An 18,689-nucleotide genomic window follows, 5' to 3' on the forward strand; every position below is an offset into this window, starting at 1 on the left:
CGCTTGTGTGACGGCGTACCGGGCGCGTTCATGCAGGGGACTCCTTCGCACCAACATCTCTGTTGCCAAGTGAGCGATTAGCTCACAATTACTGAGCGCGAGTTTAATCACAACAACAGACCTTATCGCGCAGAGTTGCCCGTTCACGCGCGCAGAAAAAATGCCCACTTCGGCTGTGGCGCCCCCGACTGTACGGTTGGCAGGTGCGCGAGGTTGAGTTGTGGCAGCGGATGGACGCCGTCCTGCCCGGGGGGTATGCGGCGTCGTGGGCCGACCAGGTCGTCCTTGAGGACCTCGGAAGCCGCACGGTGCGCGAGGCGCTGAGCGCAGGGCTCCCGTGCAAGCGGATCTGGCGCGCCGTCTGGGCGCAGCTCGAGCTTCCCGACACGCTGCGCTGAGGCGCCACCCGAGCGCCCCGATCACCGACGGGGCGGTGCTTTTTCAGCCGCGTGTCGCTGGCGCATTCGAACGGGTGTTCGGTAGAGTGCGGAGCGTTGTTCTCCACAGGGGACATGCGGATGAAAAACTGTCGCACCGTCTTCCTACAGTGACTATCGACGACACATCTGGTTCACCCCGAGCCAGTTCCAGGAAGGAAAACCGATGGCCGTTGCGGACCGTAAAAAGGCGCTCGAGGCAGCGCTCGCCCAGATCGAGAAGGCCCATGGCAAGGGATCGGTGATGCGGCTCGGCGAGGATTCCCGCCAACCCATCGACATCATCCCCACCGGCTCCGTCGCGCTCGATGTCGCGCTCGGTATCGGAGGTCTCCCGCGCGGCCGCGTGGTCGAGATCTACGGCCCCGAGTCCAGCGGTAAGACCACCGTCGCGCTCCATGCGATCGCCAATGCCCAGCGTGGCGGCGGCATCTGTGCCTTCATCGACGCGGAGCACGCCCTCGATCCCGACTACGCGCAGAAGCTCGGCGTCAACACCGATGAACTGCTCGTCTCCCAGCCAGACAACGGTGAGCAGGCCCTCGAGATCGCCGACACGCTCGTGCGCTCCGGCGCGCTCTCGCTCATCGTCATCGACTCGGTGGCCGCCCTGACGCCCCGCGCCGAGATCGAGGGCGAGATGGGCGACTCCCACGTCGGCCTGCAGGCCCGCCTGATGAGCCAGGCGCTGCGCAAGATGACCGGCGCCCTGAAGTCGTCCAACACCACCGCGATCTTCATCAACCAGCTTCGCGAGAAGATCGGCGTGATGTTCGGCAGCCCCGAGACCACCACCGGTGGGCGTGCACTGAAGTTCTACTCTTCGGTCCGCCTCGACGTGCGCCGCATCGAGACGCTGAAGGACGGCACCGACATGGTCGGCAACCGCACCCGCGTGAAGGTGGTCAAGAACAAGGTGGCGCCGCCCTTCAAGCAGGCCGAGTTCGACATCATCTACGGCGAGGGCATCTCCCGCGAGGGCAGCCTCATCGACATGGGTGTCGACGCAGGCATCATCCGCAAGGCCGGAGCCTGGTTCACCTACGAGTCCGACCAGCTCGGCCAGGGCAAGGAGAACGCGCGTAACTTCCTGAAGAACAACGCCGACGTGGCAGATGAAATCGAACGCCGCATCCGTCTCCACCTCGGAGTGGACAAGAACCAGGACGAGGTGCCCGAGGGCATCAACCCCGAGACGGGCGAAGTTGACTTCTGATCAGGCCGATGAGCGGGCCACCCAACTCGAGGTGGCCCGCAAGATTGCGCTCGATCAACTCGCTGTGCGGCAACGATCCGAGCAGGAGTTGCGGAGCGTGTTCAAGCGGCGCAACGTCCCTGCCGACGTGGCTGACGAGGTCATCGAGCGGTTCACCGACGTCGGCCTGATCGACGACGCGTCCTTCGCCCAGGCGTTGGCCGAGTCGCGGTCTAAACACAGCCTCCGGGGGCGCACCCGGATCAGGCAGGAGTTGCAGGCGAAGGGGGTCGAACGCGAGATCGCCGATGAGGTGCTCGCCGAGCTCGACCCCGAGCAGGAACGCGAGGCCGCGCTCCAGTTGGCGCAGCGCAGGTTGCGCAGCATGGCCCGGCTCGAGACGCAGGTCGCCCGCCGTCGGCTGGCCGGGGTGCTGGCGCGTCGGGGCTTCTCAGGCAGCATCGTCTCCTCGGTCCTCGCCGAGGTTTTCAGTGCTGACCCGGTTGAGTTTTCCACAGGCGACCAATAGGCTCTTGCGCAAGGTCACAGGACCCCGCATGAACCATGGGCCGTCTTCGACGGCCACCTTGAAACGACATCCCCGCGGCGCGACAGGCGCCGATTGACTGACGACGCGATGCTTTGCGTCCATGAAGTGGCAGCCGGAGACCGGCTGCGTTGCCGTCTCCTCCTGCGGTGCCCTGTGCCGCTACGAAGGGAGACGCCATGGGTGAGCTTGGATGGTTGCTGGCCGGTATCTCGCTCGTCGTCATCGTGGTCCTCGCGCTCCTCCTGTGGCGCGTGATCGTCCAGACTCGACGCGAACGGGAGCGGGGCGAAGAGCGCCTTTCCCGAGAGGCGGCCGCGCTCAAGGAGACGGCGAAGGCCAGCGCTGACGCCATGCGCGTCGACGCCGAGCGTGCGGTCGCGCAGGCCACCGAACGCGCCGAGCAGATCCTCTCCGACGCCGACCGGCGCAGGCAGGACATTGACGAGACCCTCACCACCCAGCGTTCCGAGCTGCGCGAGGAACGCGCCGCCCAGGAGCGCCGCGAGGCCCGGCTGCACGAACGCGAGGACCGCATCGTCAGCGACACGCAGGCGCTCGCCTCCCGATCCGAACACCTGGAGGATCTCAGGTCACAGCTGCGCAGCGCCCGCACCGAGGTGGAGGCCCAGCGCGAGGGCATCGCCACGGAACTCGAGCGCGTCGCCGGGCTGAGCGTCGAGGAGGCACGCAACGAGGTGCTCGCCGAGGCGGAACGACAGGCCAAACTCTCCGCCACGTCCATCGCCCGCGACATCGAGACCACCGCGCGCCGCGAGGCAGACAAGATGGCCCGCTCCATCATCGTCACTGCCATCCAGCGCGTCGCCTCCGAGCAGACGAATGAGTCGGTGGTCAGCACGGTCGACCTTCCGAGCGATGAGATGAAGGGCCGGATCATCGGGCGTGAGGGTCGCAACATCCGTGCCTTCGAGCAGATCACCGGCGTGAACCTGCTGATCGACGACACCCCGGAGTCGGTGCTGCTCAGCAGCTTCGACCCCGTCCGACGCGAGACGGCGCGCCTCACGCTGGTTGATCTCGTCGCCGACGGGCGCATCCATCCGGCGCGCATCGAAGAGGTGTACGAGCGCAGCCAGCGCCGAATGGGGGAGCGGGTCGAGCGTGCCGCGGAGGACGCTTTGGCCGAGGTCGGCATCGTCGACCTGCATCCCGACCTGATCCCGATCCTCGGAGCGCTGGCCTTCCGCACGTCGTACGGGCAGAACGTGCTGCGCCACCTCACCGAGAGCGCCCATCTCGCCGGAGTGATGGCGGCCGAGCTGGGGCTCAACGTCGCGACGGTGAAGCGCGCCGCCTTCCTGCACGACATCGGCAAGGCGCTGACCCACGAGGTCGAGGGGCCACACGCCATCATCGGGGCGGAACTGCTGCGCAGGTACGGCGAGGACGAGGACGTCGTGCACGCCGTCGAGGCGCATCACAATGAGGTCGAGCCCCGCACGGTGGAGGCCGTCCTCACCCAGGCGGCAGATGCGATCTCCGGCTCCCGTCCCGGCGCCCGCCGCGAGTCGCTCGAGGCGTACGTGGAGCGCATGGAGAACCTCGAGCACCTGGCCACCGCCCACGAGGGCGTCATGCGTGCCTACGCCATGCAGGCCGGTCGCGAGATGCGGGTCATGGTCGCCCCCGAGGTCGTCGACGATGCTGGCGCCCACGCGCTGGCCCGCGACATCGCCAACGAGGTGGAGAAGAACCTGAGCTACCCCGGCCAGATCCGGATCACCGTCGTGCGTGAGTCCCGCGCGACCGAGACTGCCCACTGAGATCGCGCTGAAAGCAGTGACGCCCGGGGAGCCGACAGCTCCCCGGGCGTCAACGCGTGATCAGGAGACCCGGATGCCCCACACGGAGCGCGTGCTGTCCCCGGGCTCCAGCACGGTCATCGAGTCGTGCGTCGGCCCCTCGTTGAACGCGTCCGGGCCGCAGGTCATCGGCTCGATGGCCATGGCGTCGCGCGTGGGTGTCGTGTAGACCTGCGCCCACGCCTGGGTGTGGTCGGCCCAGAACACGACGCGCCGCTCTGGCGTCTCGAGGGTGATCTCCCAGTCGCCGATCGGCTCGACGAAGGCCGAATCGAAGAAGGTGTCCCCGACGAGGCGGGGTGAGACGAAGTCATGCTCGGGGGAGAGCGGGCCGATCTCGATCGGGAGCAGGCGTTCGGGATCGACCGCGAGCTCTTTGGCGAATGGAAGCGTCAGGCGCGAGTTCGCGAGGTCTGCGGCGACGTAGGGGTGCGCACCGTAGCCGTAGGGGGCGCTGGTCGAGCCGATGTTGCGCGCCTCGACCGTGACCCGCAGGCCGTCCTCATCGACGCTGTGGGTGATCTCGACGTCGAGCACGGCGTCCCACCCGGCCTGCGGGTAGATCGTGGCGGCCATCGCGACCGAGTCGTCGGTGTGGGAGACGAGCCGCCAGGCCATCCCGTCACCGAGCCCGTGCAGCGCGGTGTTGCGCGGCACCTCGGTGATCGGCAACTGCCGTTCGACTCCGTTGAACGTGTAGCGGCCGTCACGGATCCGGTTCGGCCACGGAACGAGCTGGCGGCCCATTGAGCCGCGCGGAGCCTCGTCCTCGGCGAAGGTCCACAGCACCTCGGACCCGTCGAAGGTCAGGCTGCGGAGGGTGGCGCCGACCTCCGTGACGACCGCTGCGTGGCGGCCGGACGAGATCGTGAACTGTCGCCCAGTGGGGAGTGTCGTCATGGTGCAGAGCCTAGTGCGCTGTGGATGGCGCAGGAGGGGCGCCCCAGGCTCTGGACCAAGGTGGTACCGCTCACCGAAGGGCAGTGGTGAGGGCCGCGTCCCAGAGCGGCTCATTGGCGCGGACGTAGCTGCGCACTGCGTCCCAATGGGCACCGTGGCCGTTGGTGAACATGGCGGCCCAGGGCTGACGACCGATCCGGTGAGCGTCGCTCAGGAGCGCGTACATCGCCTCGGCCCGCCTGACCACCGCCTCTGCCAGCGTGCGGCGGATCGACGGCTCGGGCGCGTAGCCCTCGACCAGCGCGGAGAGATCGCCTGCCGCGTCCACTGCGGCCCGCGAGGGCTCGGAGAGGGCGAAGGTCATGGCCGCATAGGCCAGATCCCACAGCCGTGTGCTCGGGCCCGCGGCATCCCAGTCGATGAAGACGGGGTGGCCGCCCTCTTCCGCCGGCAGCAGGAGGTTCCAGGGCGCCAGGTCGTTGTGGCAGATCAGCTCCGAGCCCGGCGCAGGGATCGCCGACTCCCACACATCCTCACCGGTCGGCGTGAAGCCAAGGCTCGCGTCATGGATGTCGCGTATCACCGCTCCGATGCTGCGCAGTTGTTCCCTCGACAGCGGCGCGAGCTTAGATGCGAGCCTGCCTGGAATCCACTGCAGAACTTGTCGTCCGTGCTCGTCACGGCCGAGCGGTGCGGGCGCCTCCACCCCTGCGGCGCGAACGGCCGTGATGAACCGCGTGACGCTCGGCGTGGCCGGCGTCCACCGTTTGCGCACGGTCTCCCCGACGCGCACGACGGTGCCACTCGCGTTGCCGCCTCCGAGTCTCTCCTCTGTGGGCATTGGCCAAGCCTAAGCCGCCTGAGCCTGTCCGAGCGGGACGCAGGGACTGCCCTTTGGGCGCAAACCCGTCGGTGACGATTACCATGGTCGGGCTATGACTACTGAGCGCACCTACCACGTCATCACCTACGGGTGCCAGATGAACGTCCACGACTCCGAGCGGATCAGTGGCCTCCTGGAAGAGGCGGGCCTGTCCAGGGCCGACGCCGTGGCCGATCCGACGCTCGGCGCCGGGGCCGACGTCGTGGTGTTCAACACGTGTGCGGTGCGCGAGAACGCAGACAACCGCCTCTACGGCAACCTCGGACACATGGCCAGCGTCAAAGCTGCCCATCCGGGTCTGCAGATCGCGGTCGGTGGCTGCATGGCGCAGAAGGACCGCGAGGTCATCCTCAAGAAGGCCCCATGGGTGGACGTGGTCTTCGGCACCCACAATGTCGGCGCCCTGCCGCGGCTCCTCGAGCGGGCCCGCGTCGAGCGGGAGGCGCAGATCGAGATCAAGGAGGCACTCGAGACGTTCCCGAGCAACCTCCCCAGCCGCAGGGAGTCTCCCTACTCGGCATGGGTGTCGGTCAGCGTCGGCTGCAACAACACCTGCACCTTCTGCATCGTGCCTGCGCTGCGAGGAAAGGAGTCGGACCGGCGACCCGGCGACATTCTCGCCGAGATCGAGATGCTTGTCGCCCAGGGCGTGCAGGAGATCACGCTGCTCGGCCAGAACGTCAACGCCTACGGCGTCGAGTTCGGGGACCGCCAGGCCTTCGCCAAGCTGCTGCGCGCCTGCGGCTCCATCGAGGGTCTCGAGCGGGTCCGGTTCACCTCCCCGCACCCGAAGGACTTCACCGACGACGTCATCGAGGCGATGGCCGAGACCCACAACGTGATGCCGCAGCTGCACATGCCGCTGCAGTCCGGCTCCGATCAGATCCTCAAGACGATGCGGCGCTCGTACCGCTCCAAGAAGTTCCTCGGCATCCTCGAGCGCGTGCGCGAGGCGATGCCGCTGGCCGCCATCACCACCGACATCATCGTCGGCTTCCCCGGGGAGACCGAGGAGGACTTCCAGGCGACGATGGACGTCGTCCGCGAGGCCCGCTTCTCGGCAGCATTCACCTTCCAGTACTCCATCCGCCCGGGCACCCCCGCGGCGACGATGGACGCCCAGGTGCCGAAGGCGGTCGTCCAGGAGCGCTACGACCGGCTCATCGAACTCGTCAACGAGTTGGCCTGGGAGGAGAACAAGCGCTTCGTGGGTCAGGACGTCGAGGTGATGTTCGCCACAGGTGAGGGGCGCAAGGACGCCGAGACCCAGCGGCTCAGCGGCCGCGCCCGGGACAACCGCCTCGTCCACGTCGCCGCGCCTGCCGACCCGGCCGACCGACCCCGACCCGGCGACATCGCAACCGTCCGGATCACGCACGCCGCCCCGCATCACCTCAACTCCGACGTGCCCTTCACCGGACTGCGTCGCACGCGTGGAGGCGACGCCTGGGAGGCCGCGACGACGACACCCCAGCCGGTCGGAGTGGGCCTCGGCATGCCCGCCGTCGGCAAGCCCGCGGAGGTGTCGTCCGCGCAATGAGGCTGAGCCGTTAAAGATCAGACCTCTGATCTCCGGGGGTGTCCGGCCGATACTCCTGCTGTGAACACACTCCTGCAAAAGTCCGCGACAACGATAGTCGCGCTCGCCCTGATCCTGGGGGCATGGGTGGCAACGGCGCAGAGCAGCGCCGAGGCCGCCGTCCGTCAGACCCTCGGCTGGGGGTACGCCGCCGGCGCTGCCACCGCCGAGTTCGACGGCACCAGGCACCACGGGCTCTACAACTCCACGCACGCCGACGTCACGGGCTCGGCGGCGCTCAGCGAGGGGACCATCCAGGTCTCCTTCACCCCGAAGCGCTCGACCGGCGTGCAGACCCTCGCGCACTTCTTCAACTCGGCCGCGCCCGACGCCGGGGCAGTCCTCGCGACCGACGGCCGCTCCCTGGTGTGGAAGGTCGGTGCGAGCCAGGTGACGGTGCCGGTCGAGCTGGCCCTCAACCAACCACACCAGGTCCACGTCACCGTCACCGAGGGCAGGCTGCGCATCTTCCTCGACGCCAGCCCCGTCCACTTCGGCGACTCCATCGGCTTCCTCTCCTCGGTCACGGGGATGAACTCCTTCGACATCGGTGGGCGCAACACGTCCGGCCAGAACGGCTACGCCGACTTCTACACCGGAACCCTGCAGCGCCTCTCGGTCCTGACCGGCCCCCTGACGACGACCCAGATGCGCACCGTCGACCAGGCACTCAACCGGTTCCCGGTCGGGCTGGGCGACTTCACCACCCTCGGTGCCGAGCTGGCGCCCGCACGTACCGGGAACCGCACATGGGTCTTCACGGGCGACTCGATCACCCACGGGAACGTGCACACCTACGGCGTGCGGACGTGGAGCGAGCAGTTCGCCCAGCGGCTCGTCGAGCTCGGCCACGCCTCCGACACCGTCGTCAACACCGGCATCTCGGGCGACACCTCCGTGGGCACATCGAGCACGCTCGGCGTCAACACGCGCTTCGCCGACGCGTCGGTGCCTACGAGCCGGATGTCGTCGTCGTCATGCTCGGGATGAACGACGCCGCCTCGCAGATGGGGATCTCCCAGGAGACCTATGTCGCCAACATGGCAGAGATCGTCGACAAGATCCGTGCTGCTGGGGCCACCCCGATCCTGGCGGCCTCGAACCCGATCCGTTCCGCGGGGGAGGTCGGCACGCGAGGCCAGTACACGTCCTACGTGCAGGGCCTGCGCGCGATGGCCGCCTCCGAGCAGGTGGTCTTCGTCGACCATTTCGCCGACTGGATGACCCAGCCGGGGGCAGCGATGCCGACGGCGTGGTTCGGCGACGCCATCCATCCCAACGGGCTCGGCCACTGGCACTTCGCCCGCACCCTGCTCCAGACGCTCGGCGCCTGGGACCCGTCCACCGGATCGGTGCCGAGTCGGACACCCCGGCGAACGGGCTCATCTCCAACTCGTCGCTCGAACTCAGCCGGGGCTCCGGCCTGACCCAGAGCTACGGGTACGCGTTCACCGGGACCTTCGACGGCACCCGCATGGAGGAGCGCAGCGCCGACCTCGCGGGGTTGCCGCTGCACCGCCAGGTCGAGGGAACCTACGCCGTGCGCTTCGCCACGACCAGCGCGGCTGGCGGCGTCCTGCTCTCCATGAGCGCCTCGAGCGACCCGGGCAGCGCGCTGACCCTGCGCAGCGTCGGAGGCGGCGTGCGGGCTCTCGTCACCCGCAACGGCGCCACACTGCTGGACCTCGCGTCGGGGGACCTCGGTCTCGGCGACGGACGGGAGCACACGGTCGCGCTCGCCGCGGGCAACACCACCACGAGGCTGACCGTCGACGGCGTGGCCGTCGGGTTCGTGCCGCGTCAGGTCTTCGGGGCGGACGTGGTCGGCGCCGACACACTCACCGTCGGTGCAACCAAGACGCAGACCGGGCAGGCAGATGGCTTCGTCGGCAGCATCGGCCGTGTGTTCGCGCTCCATGAGCCGACCGAGCCGGTCCAGCAGATCACGCTTGCGGGCAACAACACGGTCACCCGCTCCGCCGAGCTGACCAGGATGCTCACCACGTTCAGCCAGTCCGGGGCGTGGCAGTCGATGGAGTCACGCCCGATCGCTATCCTGGGCGAGGGGCTCTCAGCACCCGAGGACGGGTGGCGTCGGTGGAGCGACACGCTGCAGGAGCGGCACCGTGGGGAACGCAACTACCGACTACGTCACCACTCTGAGCCCGGGGGCGGACGACCTCCCGGCGAGGGTCGCCTGGCTGCTCGCGCAGGAGCGGCTCGCGGGGTCGCGAACCGTCATCATGACCGCGGTTGAGGGTGACCTCCAGGCCGCCGGCGGATCGGCTGCCTATCAGGCACAGGCCGAGGCGGCCGTCGCTGCGCTGCGCACCTCGACCCGGATCCCGCTGCTGATGACCTCGGCCACGGCCGGCAGGGGGACGAACGACGCCCTGCGCTCGGTCGCGACCGCCAGCGGCGCGATCCTGATCGACGCCGAGGCGCAGGCCCTCCAGGTCGGCTCAGTAGCCGTGCCTCCGTCCTGGCGCTCGAGTGCGGGACTGAGTGGTCTCGGGCATGAGCGCACCGCGTTCCGGGTGCTGAAGGACCTCGCCGTGTGGGGGTCGGGCAACGTCGCGAACTCGCATCCGGTGGCGCCGACCCGCGGCACGCTCGCCGTCGGTCCGGCCATGCAGGCGACCCCTGGCGAGAGCGTCGAGATCCCCCTGAGCCTCGCGGTCGAAGGGACGGCGCACGACGTCGCCTTCCAGGCGCAGACCGCGGGCGACGTGGCTCCCGTCGTGGTGCAGGCGGGCGCATCCTCGACGGGGGCGACCGGATCGGTGCTGCTCGAGGGCGTCCACACGGGGACGGTGACTGGGACCGCCGAGTTGACGGTGCCCACCACGGCCCGGGCGGGCGAGGTGATCCGCCCACATCGTCACCGTCACGGTCACCGACGCGGCGGGCAACGCGGGGAAGGCGAGCTTCACCCTCGAGGTGAAGCCCTCGCCGTCGCCGTCTCCGACACCCTCGCCGTCGCCGACACCGACGCCGACGCCGACGCCGACGCAGACACCGACACCGTCACCGTCGCCGACTCCGTCTCCGTCGCAGGCACCGTCTCCGACGCCCACTCCCACGCCGAGCCGCACTCCCTCGGCAAGTGCGACGCCCAGCGTTCCGGCTCCTTCGCCGACCCTGAGCCCCCACGGCGAAGCCGAGCGGTTCCGCGAGGCCAAGCCCCACCCCGACGCCCGGCCCGACGCCGAGCGCGAGCTGGAAGCCAAGCGCTCCCTACACGCTGCCCGGTCTGCACAACGTCAACGGGCGCATGTGGAACACGACGTGCGAGGCCTACTCCCAGACCACGAGGTGCCGCACCGAGATCTGGGCGAGTGTCGTCGTGCGCGAGCAGGGGCGGTTCGTCGTCCGGCAGGGGTGGGCCTTCAACAACCTCACCCACCTGCCACACATGACGAGGGCTCAGTGGAAGGGGAACCCCTTGGGAGAGAACGGAACGTGGATCGCGGACGACGGGCGTCGGTGGCGCACGGAGTGTGACACGGCGGCGACAGGGCGTGGCGTGCCGCTCCTACGCCTGGGCCACTGTCGATGTTGCGACCGGGAGCGGGTTCGCCCAGCGCAGCGACTGGATGTTCAACAACATCGTGATGTTCGCCAGCCGCTGACCACCCATTAACACGGAAAAGGGCCGCCCGGTACTGTACCGGGCGGCCCTCCTGTTCAGGGGCATCGGGCGCCAGTCAGACGATCCAGGTTGATGCGTCGGACAGGCGCCTAGCGCTCACTGCTGCTGCGGAGGCTGCTGATCGGCTCCGGTCAGCTTGTCGAGCTGCTCGTTGGCGAAGTTCTGCGCCTGATCGACCTGACCCGCGTACTTGCCGCCGGTCTTGTCGTCGATCGTGTTGCCGACCTGCTCGATGCCCTGTTCGATCCTGTCTTCGTGCTGCTTGGCCAGATCGCCAAGATTGTCCATGATGCCCATAGGGTGTCTCCTTCCGTGGAGGTGTAGGTGCGAGGCATATCCTGCCGCCAAAGGGTGCCCGCTGGGAAGCACCGGTTACGGGGTGGCACACTGATCCGCGTGTCATCTCCACTGATCGTTCTCGTCGGCCCGACAGCCACCGGCAAGTCGGGCCTCGCCGTCGAGTTGGCGCTGCTGCTCGGAGGCAACGGTCGAGGAGCCGAGATCGTCAACGCGGACTCGATGCTCGTGTACCGCGGGATGGACATCGGGACCGCGAAACCGACGCTCGAGGAGCGCGGCGGCGTCGCACACCATCTGATCGACATCGCCGACGTCACCCAGAAGGCGTCCGTGGCGCACTTCCAGACCTTGGCACGTGCCGCGATCGCCGACATCAGGGCGAGGGGAGCCGTGCCGATCCTCGTCGGTGGATCGGCGCTCTACACGCGTGCCATCACCGATGTGTTCGAGTTTCCCGCCTCGGACGAGGTGGTGCGGGCCCGTTGGGAGGCGGAACTCGAGGCGGTAGGCCCCTTCGAACTGCATCGAAGGCTCGCCGAGCTGGCGCCGGCATCGGCCGCACAGATCGAACCGGGAAATGGGCGGCGCACCGTGCGTGCCCTTGAGGTGCTCGAGCTGACCGGCGGCCACCGCCCCGTGATCCCGGAATGGACCTACGAACTCGAGGATGTGCACCAGTTCGGCCTCAACCTCGACCGGGCGGAGCTTGACCGCCGCATCGACAATCGGGTCGATCAGATGTGGGAACAGGGGTTGGTCGACGAGGTACGTGGCCTGCTCGACGCCGGGCTCCGCGACGGCGTGACCGCCTGGCGCGCCATCGGCTACCGGCAGGTGATCGAGTTCCTCGACGGAGCGGCGACGCAGGACGAGGCGAGGGCGGCGGTCAAGAAGGCCACCCGTCGGTTCTTCCGCAAACAGCTCGGGTGGTACCGCCGCGACCCGCGCATCACCTGGCTAGAGGCGAACCGCGCCGACAACGCCTCCCGGATCGCGGCGCGGCTAGACTTGCTGGACTCAGGGAGGTCATGATGCGCAGGTACAGCTTTCACAAGGGCCATGGCACCCGCAACGACTTCATCATTCTCGATGACTCGTACGGCATGCACGACATGCAGCCAGACTTCATCAAGGTGCTCAGCGACCGGCACGCCGGCATCGGCGCCGACGGGGTGATCCGCGTGGTCAGGGCCGGGTCGGTGGGCGAGTGGGACGGAGATCCCCAGCTCTGGTTCATGGACTACCACAACGCCGACGGCAGCGTCGCGGAGATGTGCGGCAACGGGCTGCGGGTCTTCGCCCGCCATCTCGTCAACGAGCAGCTCGTCACCACCGGCTCCTTCGACGTCGCGACGAGAGCGGGGGTCAAACACGTCGAGATCACCAGCCACGGGCTGATCAGCACCGACATCGGCCGGGCAGAGGTCTCGGACGAAGCGGTGAGCGTCACGCTCGACGGACGCGAGTGGAGCGCCACGAAGGTCGACGTCGGCAATCCCCACGCGGTGGCCTTCGTCGACGAAGGGGTGCTTGCCGAGCTCGACCTGCACCGTGCACCGACCTGGGAGCCTGCCACAGCCTTCCCCGAAGGCGTCAACGTCGAGTTCGTCCACGTCGACGGGCCGGGGAAGCTCTCCATGCGCGTCTTCGAGCGGGGAGTGGGCGAGACCATGAGTTGCGGCACGGGGGTCGTCGCCTCCGCCGCCGCCTACCGGGAGGCCTCCGGGCATGAATGCGCCGTCGAGGTCACGGTGCCTGGAGGAGAGCTCTCGGTCGACTTCGTGGGCGGGCAGGCCCGGCTCACCGGCCCGGCCGTGATCATCGGCCGCGGCGAGTTCTGGATCTGACCCGCCGGGCATCAACGTTTTCCACAAGCGGAGCGTGGCCGCTTGGTCTGGTCAGTGCCGACTGGGACAATGGATCCCAAGATGACTCATTTGCCCCATGAAGACACCGACCGCGCGCTCGACATCGACATCGACACCGATGCCGGAATCGACGACGCCGAGGTCGAGATCGATTACGACGGAGACCAGGCCGACCTCGAGGCCCGTCATTCGCTGCGCCGCGTAGCGGGCATGCGCACCGAGCTCGAGGACGTCACGGAGGTCGAGTACCGGCAGCTGCGCCTCGAGCGCGTCGTGCTGGTCAGCGTGTGGACCACCGGCTCCCAGACCGACATCGACAACGCGCTCGCCGAGCTGAAGCTGCTCGCGGAGACGGCAGGGTCCGAGGTGCTCGACGCCCTCGTCCAGAAGCGCTCGCACCCCGACCCCGCCACCTACATCGGTAGCGGAAAGGTCGCCGAGGTGGCAGAGGTCGTGCACGCCACAGGGGCAGACACCGTGATCTGCGACGGCGAACTCGAACCGGCACAGCTGCGCAACCTCGAGGACCGGCTCAAGGTCAAGGTCGTCGACCGCACCGCACTGATCCTCGACATCTTCGCCCAGCACGCCAAGAGCGCCGAGGGCAAGGCCCAGGTCGAGCTGGCCCAGCTGCAGTACCTGAAGCAGCGGCTCCGCGGCTGGGGCGGCAACCTGTCGCGTCAGGCCGGTGGCCGCGCCGCGGGAGGCGCGGGCATCGGTGGCCGCGGGCCGGGCGAGACCAAGATCGAGACCGACCGACGCAGGATCAACACCCGCGTGGCACAGCTGCGTCGCAAGCTGCGCGAGATGGACGCCACGCGCGAAGGCAAGCGCGCCGAACGTCGCCGCAATCAGGTGCCATCGGTCGCCATCGTCGGCTACACCAACGCAGGCAAGTCGTCGCTGCTGAACCGGCTCACCGGGGCAGGCGTGCTCGTCGAGGACGCGTTGTTCGCGACCCTCGACCCGACCACCCGCCGCACGGAGACGAGCGACTCGCGGGTCTACACCCTCACCGACACCGTCGGTTTCGTCCGGCACCTTCCGCACGATCTGGTCGAGGCGTTCCGCTCCACGCTCGAGGAGTCGGCGCTGGCAGACCTCCTGCTGCATGTGGTCGACGCCTCCGACGCCGATCCCGAGGGTCAGATCCAGGCCGTCCGCACCGTCCTCAACGAGATCGGCGCCTCACAGGTGCCGGAACTGCTGGTGCTGAACAAGGCGGATCTCGCGGAGGAGGCGACGATCCTCGCGCTCCGCGCGAACCACCCCGACGCCGTGGTCGTCTCGGCCCGGACCGGCAAGGGCATCGACGAGTTGCGTGAGGTGCTGGAGGACAGGCTGCCGCGGCCCGAGGTGGAGGTGACAGCGCTCGTCCCGTACACGCGCGGCGATCTGGTCGACCGGATCCACAAGACGGGCGTCATCGACACCCTCGAACACACCGGGGACGGGACGCTCGTCACGGCGAGGGTGCGGCCCGATCTCGCGGACGAGTTGGCCGAGTTCGTCCGTGGCTGACCATGCGAAGATCCTCGCCGCGGCCGTCGGAGAGATCCACGGCCAGGCGCGCCCGGGGCAGCAGGCCATGGCCGAGGCCGTCTCGGACGCGTTCGACGGGGGCGTACACCTGCTCGTCCAGGCGGGCACCGGAACCGGCAAGTCGCTCGGCTACCTCACGCCTGCGCTGGCGCGCTGCGTCGAGACCGACGAGCGGGTCGTCGTCGCGACGGCGACGCTCGCCTTGCAGGCACAGCTCGCCACCAAGGACATCCCCACCGCGCTCGACGCGGTCGAGGAGGTCACGGGTCAGCGGCCGAAGGCGGCCATCCTCAAGGGGCGCACGAACTACGCCTGCCTCTACCGCGCCAGGCAGGGGGGCCCGCTCGACCAGGACTCGCTGATCGGAAGCGACGCCCTCGCCGACGCCGCCGCCACCTCGAAGGGCGACGACACAAGCAAGCTCGGAGCCGAGGTCCTCGCGCTGCGCGAATGGGTCGAGGAGGAGGCCGAACGTGGTGGCCTCGCCGACCGCGACGACGCGCCATCCCATACCGCGAAGGGATGGGCCCAGGTCTCCATCCCGACCCGCGAATGCCTCGGCGTCGCCAACTGCCCCTTCGGGGCCGAGTGCTTCGTGGAGGCCTCCCGCGAAGAGGCCCGAGACGCCCAGCTCGTCGTCACCAACCATGCGCTGCTGGCGATCAACGCGATGCACGGTGGCACCGCGCTGCCGGAGCACTCCGCCCTCATCGTCGACGAGGCACACGAGCTGGTCAGCCGGATCACCACGGCCGCCACAGATGAGTTGAGCCCTTCGCTGGTCGACCGGGTGGCGCGGCGGGCCCTCACGTGGCTCGACGACGACCTCGCCACCGATTTTCTCGAACAGTCCGATGCGCTGCGCGAGGCCCTCGACGAGTCGGAGCTGACCCGCATCACGGAGGCCTCCGCGCCGCTGCCCTACGCAGCAGCGGCCCTGCGCGACATCAGCCGCAAGGTGGTCAGCGTGCTAGGCAAGGTCACCGATGACCCCGAGCGGCAGCAGGCGACCTCGGCGGTCAAGGAGATCTTCGAGGTCGCAGGCCGGATCGCCTCCCTCGCCGACGCCGACGTCGTCTGGGTCACCCATTCCGAGATCATGGGGCGGGCCGCCTACGTGGCGCCGCTCAACGTCGCAGGCCTTCTGCGCAACCAGGTCTTCGGCGAGACCACCACCGTGCTGACCTCCGCCACGCTGTCGCTTGGCGGCTCCTTCGAGCCGGCGGCGGCCTCCGTCGGCCTGCGTGCCGTGGACAGGATCGAGCCCGAGGGAGAGCCCTCGGACGAGTTCGCCTGGCGGGGCATCGACGTCGGGTCGCCGTTCAACTACGCAAAGCAGGGCATCCTCTACGTCGCGAAGCGACTGCCTCCGCCCGGCCGGGACGGCATGAACGAGGAGACCCTCGCGGAGATCGCCCAGTTGATCTGGGCCGCCGGTGGGCGAACGCTCGGGCTCTTCGCATCACGCCGGGCGGCGGAGCAGGCCGCGGAGTACTGTCGCCGCGAGCTGCCCAAGCAGACGATCCTCGCCCAGGGGGATGCGCAACTCTCCGAGCTGACCCGCCGGTTCACGGCCGAGCCGGAGACCTCACTGTTCGGGACCATGTCGCTGTGGCAGGGGGTCGACGTCCCCGGCGAGACGTGCCAACTGGTGATCATCGACAAGATCCCGTTCCCGCGTCCGGACGATCCGCTTATGCAGGCGAGGAAGAAGTCGGTCGACGACGCCGGAGGCAACGGCTTCATGTCGGTGGCCGCGACCCATGCCGCGCTGCTGCTCGCGCAGGGTGCAGGACGGCTGATCCGCAGGTCGGAGGACAGGGGAGTGGTCGCCATGCTCGATCCGCGCCTGGTCACGGCGCGCTACGGATCGTTCCTGAAGGCGTCGCTTCCCGACTTCTGGATGACCACCGACGGCGACATCGCCGTGCGCGCGTTGCGCCGGCTACGGGGCGAGGAGTAGCGCTCAGAGCTTGCGCATCACCGCGACGACTTTGCCCATGATCTGGGCGTGGGTGCCGTCGATGGGGGAGTACAGCTCGTTGTGTGGGAGCAGCCACACCTGGCCGTCCTTCCGGCGGAACGTCTTGACCGTCGCCTCGTCATCGAGCAGAGCCGCGACGATGTCGCCGTTGACGGCGTCGTTCTGCCGCTTGACGACGACCCAGTCGCCGTCGCAGATGGCCGCCTCGATCATGGAGTCGCCCTTGACCTCCAGCATGAAGACCTCACCCTCACCCACGAGCTGCTTCGGCAGGGCGAAGACGTCGTCGATCTGCTGCTCGGCGAGGATCGGCCCTCCCGCCGCGATGCGGCCGAGGAGGGGAGCACTGACCGACCTGGGCGTCGAGTCGAAGTGCTGCGCCGGGTCCAGTTGCTCCTCGCCGGGGAACTGCACCACCACGGCGCGCGGACGGTTGGGGTCGCGCCGCAGGAAGCCCTTCTCCTCCAGCACCTTGAGTTGGTAGGCGACCGAGGAGGTGGAGGCGAGGCCTGCCCGGGTGGCGACCTCGCGGATGCTGGGCGGGTAGCCGTTCTCGTCGATGGACTCGCGGATCACCTGCAGGATCGCGATCTGCCTGGCGGTGAGCCCGTGCAGGTCCTCCGGCCCGTCGGGCAACGAGGTGACGTTGCCGAGTTCGGCTTCGAGCGAGGCATTGCTTGGGCGTCCGCGGCGTGGGGTCTTCTCGGCCATGCACACATGCTAGCGCCGATGGCGAACGTGTGTTCGAAATCCGGCCCGGCGTGTTCCCCGGTCAGAAATTGTCAGACCCGTCGTGTGGAGTGTGGTCAACAGCGCACGACACGCCGATCGAACGGGTGTTCCAATTTGGGCTGAGAGGCGCTAGAGTCATATTCGAACAGTTGTTCTAGGACGAGAGGAGTGGTCCCCATGACCGCCGCAGTTCGCTTCCAGGTTGTCGACGCCGGTGCGCGTCGTGTCGTCGCCGCGTCCCCGGCGGCTCGTCCAGAGCTCCGCCTTCCCCAGGCCCACCCCGTCCGCCCGCTGGCTGCGGGTCGGGTGGCGAAGGTCGCGTCGTGCGCCGCCGCACGGCGCGCGGTCAAGCCCTCGCCGCTGCTGGTGCTCAAGGTCGCGGTGGTCGGCCTGCTCGCCCTGGGTGGCGCGGTGGTCTCGGTGGGTCAGCTCGCGGCCGATTCCACTCCTGATCCGGCCCGCGAGTACGTCGCGGGTGACCCTGCCTGGGCGCACGTGCAGCCGTAGGCGGCCGCGGTTTCCGCTGCTGAAATTACCGGGCGTGTCGGTGTTGTCTCCCGACACGGGTCGACCTAGGATTCCTATATCTAGTGGTTGTGCCACTGTCGCCACACAATAACTTGTGGTTTTGATGGCGACGTGGCACCTTAGTAGCTCCACTGGGAATCACGAAGGTTGGTCGAGGAACAATGCACTGCCCGTTCTGCCGGCACGGCGACACCAAGGTGTCGGATTCGCGTGCCACCGAGGATGGCTCAGCCATCCGGCGCAGGCGTGCGTGCCCGATGTGTGAGCGCAAGTTCACCACCGTCGAACAGATCGTCCTGACCGTCGTGAAGCGCTCGGGCGTCGTCGAGGCGTTCAGCCGCGACAAGGTCATCCGTGGTGTCTCGAAGGCATGCAAGGGTCGTCCCGTGACGCCCGCGCAGCTCGCCTCCCTGGCGCAGCGGGTGGAGGAGTCGCTCCGGGCATCCGGTTTCGCCGAGATTCCGTCAGAGAAGATCGGTGTGGCCATCCTCGGCCCGCTCGAGGAACTGGACGCCGTCGCGTATCTCAGATTCGCGAGCGTCTACAAGAACTACGACTCGGTCGACGACTTCCAGCGGGAGATCGATGCGCTGCGGCTCGGCGCGACCGAGGCTGTGGCACCTAAGGGGCGAGAGGTCCTCGTAGGTGCCGCCAACCAGGAGCCACTGATCAGTTGACGGGTACGCCCGCCACCGGATTCACATCACCACACCGCA

The 18,689-nt window shown here is 68.5% G+C and carries 18 protein-coding genes; 14 read left to right on the plus strand and 4 right to left on the minus strand.

Translation table 11 applies throughout. The features are described from left to right. Positions 1-203: 203 nt before the first annotated feature. From BW733_RS15110 to rny, 4 genes are all read left to right on the plus strand, one after another. Positions 204-398: a DUF3046 domain-containing protein gene (locus BW733_RS15110; RefSeq protein ID WP_077351772.1), complete on the plus strand. Its 195-nt coding sequence runs from the start codon at positions 204-206 to the stop codon at positions 396-398. Positions 399-603: 205 nt separating this feature from the next. Further along, positions 604-1,653 (plus strand): recombinase RecA, encoded by a 1,050-nt coding sequence (recA, locus tag BW733_RS15115; RefSeq protein WP_077351773.1) that lies wholly within the window; start codon positions 604-606, stop codon positions 1,651-1,653. Continuing rightward, positions 1,643-2,161 (plus strand): regulatory protein RecX, encoded by a 519-nt coding sequence (locus tag BW733_RS15120; RefSeq protein ID WP_161490259.1) that lies wholly within the window; start codon positions 1,643-1,645, stop codon positions 2,159-2,161. Before recA ends, BW733_RS15120 begins: the two co-directional genes overlap by 11 nt. A gap of 197 nt (positions 2,162-2,358) precedes the next feature. Beyond that, the gene (gene rny, locus BW733_RS15125; RefSeq protein WP_077351775.1) at positions 2,359-3,966 is read left to right on the plus strand and encodes a ribonuclease Y; all 1,608 of its coding nucleotides are present in this window, start codon (positions 2,359-2,361) and stop codon (positions 3,964-3,966) included. 60 nt (positions 3,967-4,026) lie between these two features. Here rny and BW733_RS15130 read toward each other — a convergent pair whose 3' ends face one another. Together BW733_RS15130 and BW733_RS15135 are read right to left on the minus strand one after the other, a co-directional pair. After that, positions 4,027-4,905 carry an aldose epimerase family protein gene (locus BW733_RS15130; protein ID WP_152024749.1) on the minus strand — a complete coding sequence of 293 codons (879 nt, stop codon included), beginning with the start codon at positions 4,903-4,905 and terminating at the stop codon, positions 4,027-4,029. Positions 4,906-4,975: 70 nt separating this feature from the next. Further along, a complete protein-coding gene (locus tag BW733_RS15135) occupies positions 4,976-5,746 on the minus strand; it encodes a phosphotransferase (protein ID WP_077351778.1) in 771 nt (256 codons plus the stop codon). A gap of 94 nt (positions 5,747-5,840) precedes the next feature. Between BW733_RS15135 and miaB the strand changes: the two genes are divergently transcribed. Genes miaB through BW733_RS19910 form a run of 4 tightly spaced genes read left to right on the plus strand, consistent with a single transcriptional unit; the run spans position 5,841 to position 9,624 of the window. Continuing rightward, positions 5,841-7,328 carry a tRNA (N6-isopentenyl adenosine(37)-C2)-methylthiotransferase MiaB gene (gene miaB, locus BW733_RS15140; RefSeq protein WP_077351780.1) on the plus strand — a complete coding sequence of 496 codons (1,488 nt, stop codon included), beginning with the start codon at positions 5,841-5,843 and terminating at the stop codon, positions 7,326-7,328. 60 nt (positions 7,329-7,388) lie between these two features. Beyond that, complete coding sequence (locus BW733_RS19605; RefSeq protein ID WP_237268227.1) at positions 7,389-8,357, plus strand: hypothetical protein; 969 nt, start codon at positions 7,389-7,391, stop codon at positions 8,355-8,357. Next, a complete protein-coding gene (locus BW733_RS15145) occupies positions 8,273-8,794 on the plus strand; it encodes an SGNH/GDSL hydrolase family protein (protein ID WP_335755103.1) in 522 nt (173 codons plus the stop codon). Before BW733_RS19605 ends, BW733_RS15145 begins: the two co-directional genes overlap by 85 nt. A 47-nt stretch (positions 8,795-8,841) precedes the next feature. Beyond that, a complete protein-coding gene (locus BW733_RS19910; RefSeq protein WP_077351782.1) occupies positions 8,842-9,624 on the plus strand; it encodes a LamG domain-containing protein in 783 nt (260 codons plus the stop codon). A gap of 1,491 nt (positions 9,625-11,115) precedes the next feature. On the opposite strand, the gene BW733_RS15160 is transcribed toward BW733_RS19910, so the two are convergent. After that, entirely contained in the window at positions 11,116-11,316 is a 201-nt protein-coding gene (locus tag BW733_RS15160; RefSeq protein ID WP_077351784.1) for an antitoxin, read from the minus strand. A gap of 99 nt (positions 11,317-11,415) precedes the next feature. On the opposite strand from BW733_RS15160, the gene miaA reads away from it, so the two are divergent. The 4 genes from miaA to BW733_RS15180 all read left to right on the plus strand — a co-directional run bounded on the left by miaA (position 11,416) and on the right by BW733_RS15180 (position 16,692). Further along, positions 11,416-12,351 (plus strand): tRNA (adenosine(37)-N6)-dimethylallyltransferase MiaA, encoded by a 936-nt coding sequence (gene miaA / locus BW733_RS15165; RefSeq protein WP_237268229.1) that lies wholly within the window; start codon positions 11,416-11,418, stop codon positions 12,349-12,351. After that, positions 12,351-13,166 carry a diaminopimelate epimerase gene (gene dapF, locus BW733_RS15170; protein ID WP_077353058.1) on the plus strand — a complete coding sequence of 272 codons (816 nt, stop codon included), beginning with the start codon at positions 12,351-12,353 and terminating at the stop codon, positions 13,164-13,166. Before miaA ends, dapF begins: the two co-directional genes overlap by 1 nt. An 81-nt stretch (positions 13,167-13,247) precedes the next feature. Continuing rightward, positions 13,248-14,708 carry a GTPase HflX gene (gene hflX, locus BW733_RS15175; protein WP_077351785.1) on the plus strand — a complete coding sequence of 487 codons (1,461 nt, stop codon included), beginning with the start codon at positions 13,248-13,250 and terminating at the stop codon, positions 14,706-14,708. A 67-nt stretch (positions 14,709-14,775) separates the two neighbouring features. Next, complete coding sequence (locus BW733_RS15180; protein ID WP_077353060.1) at positions 14,776-16,692, plus strand: ATP-dependent DNA helicase; 1,917 nt, start codon at positions 14,776-14,778, stop codon at positions 16,690-16,692. Between the two features lie 3 nt (positions 16,693-16,695). Here the strand turns inward: BW733_RS15180 and lexA are convergent, their stop codons facing one another. Next, complete coding sequence (gene lexA, locus BW733_RS15185) at positions 16,696-17,424, minus strand: transcriptional repressor LexA (RefSeq protein WP_077351786.1); 729 nt, start codon at positions 17,422-17,424, stop codon at positions 16,696-16,698. Positions 17,425-17,622: 198 nt separating this feature from the next. Here lexA and BW733_RS15190 point away from each other — a divergent pair, with 198 nt between their 5' ends. Next, positions 17,623-17,952 (plus strand): hypothetical protein, encoded by a 330-nt coding sequence (locus BW733_RS15190; protein WP_077351787.1) that lies wholly within the window; start codon positions 17,623-17,625, stop codon positions 17,950-17,952. Positions 17,953-18,134: 182 nt separating this feature from the next. Beyond that, the gene (nrdR, locus tag BW733_RS15195; RefSeq protein ID WP_077351788.1) at positions 18,135-18,650 is read left to right on the plus strand and encodes a transcriptional regulator NrdR; all 516 of its coding nucleotides are present in this window, start codon (positions 18,135-18,137) and stop codon (positions 18,648-18,650) included. The last annotated feature ends 39 nt before the right edge of the window (positions 18,651-18,689 follow it).

The sequence above is a fragment of the Tessaracoccus flavescens genome (assembly GCF_001998865.1).
Classification (GTDB): domain Bacteria; phylum Actinomycetota; class Actinomycetes; order Propionibacteriales; family Propionibacteriaceae; genus Arachnia; species Arachnia flavescens.

Excerpts from the sequence above, each read along its gene's own strand:
- dapF (WP_077353058.1), top strand. The coding sequence starts at position 12,351 with ATGCGCAGGTACAGCTTTCACAAGGGCCATGGCACCCGCAACGACTTC.
- BW733_RS15160 (WP_077351784.1), bottom strand. The coding sequence starts at position 11,316 with ATGGGCATCATGGACAATCTTGGCGATCTGGCCAAGCAGCACGAAGAC.
- BW733_RS19910 (WP_077351782.1), top strand. The coding sequence starts at position 8,842 with ATGGAGGAGCGCAGCGCCGACCTCGCGGGGTTGCCGCTGCACCGCCAG.
- hflX (WP_077351785.1), top strand. The coding sequence starts at position 13,248 with ATGACTCATTTGCCCCATGAAGACACCGACCGCGCGCTCGACATCGAC.
- BW733_RS15190 (WP_077351787.1), top strand. The coding sequence starts at position 17,623 with ATGACCGCCGCAGTTCGCTTCCAGGTTGTCGACGCCGGTGCGCGTCGT.
- lexA (WP_077351786.1), bottom strand. The coding sequence starts at position 17,424 with ATGGCCGAGAAGACCCCACGCCGCGGACGCCCAAGCAATGCCTCGCTC.
- nrdR (WP_077351788.1), top strand. The coding sequence starts at position 18,135 with ATGCACTGCCCGTTCTGCCGGCACGGCGACACCAAGGTGTCGGATTCG.
- BW733_RS15135 (WP_077351778.1), bottom strand. The coding sequence starts at position 5,746 with ATGCCCACAGAGGAGAGACTCGGAGGCGGCAACGCGAGTGGCACCGTC.
- recA (WP_077351773.1), top strand. The coding sequence starts at position 604 with ATGGCCGTTGCGGACCGTAAAAAGGCGCTCGAGGCAGCGCTCGCCCAG.
- BW733_RS15180 (WP_077353060.1), top strand. The coding sequence starts at position 14,776 with ATGGCCGAGGCCGTCTCGGACGCGTTCGACGGGGGCGTACACCTGCTC.
- miaB (WP_077351780.1), top strand. The coding sequence starts at position 5,841 with ATGACTACTGAGCGCACCTACCACGTCATCACCTACGGGTGCCAGATG.
- rny (WP_077351775.1), top strand. The coding sequence starts at position 2,359 with ATGGGTGAGCTTGGATGGTTGCTGGCCGGTATCTCGCTCGTCGTCATC.
- BW733_RS15130 (WP_152024749.1), bottom strand. The coding sequence starts at position 4,905 with ATGACGACACTCCCCACTGGGCGACAGTTCACGATCTCGTCCGGCCGC.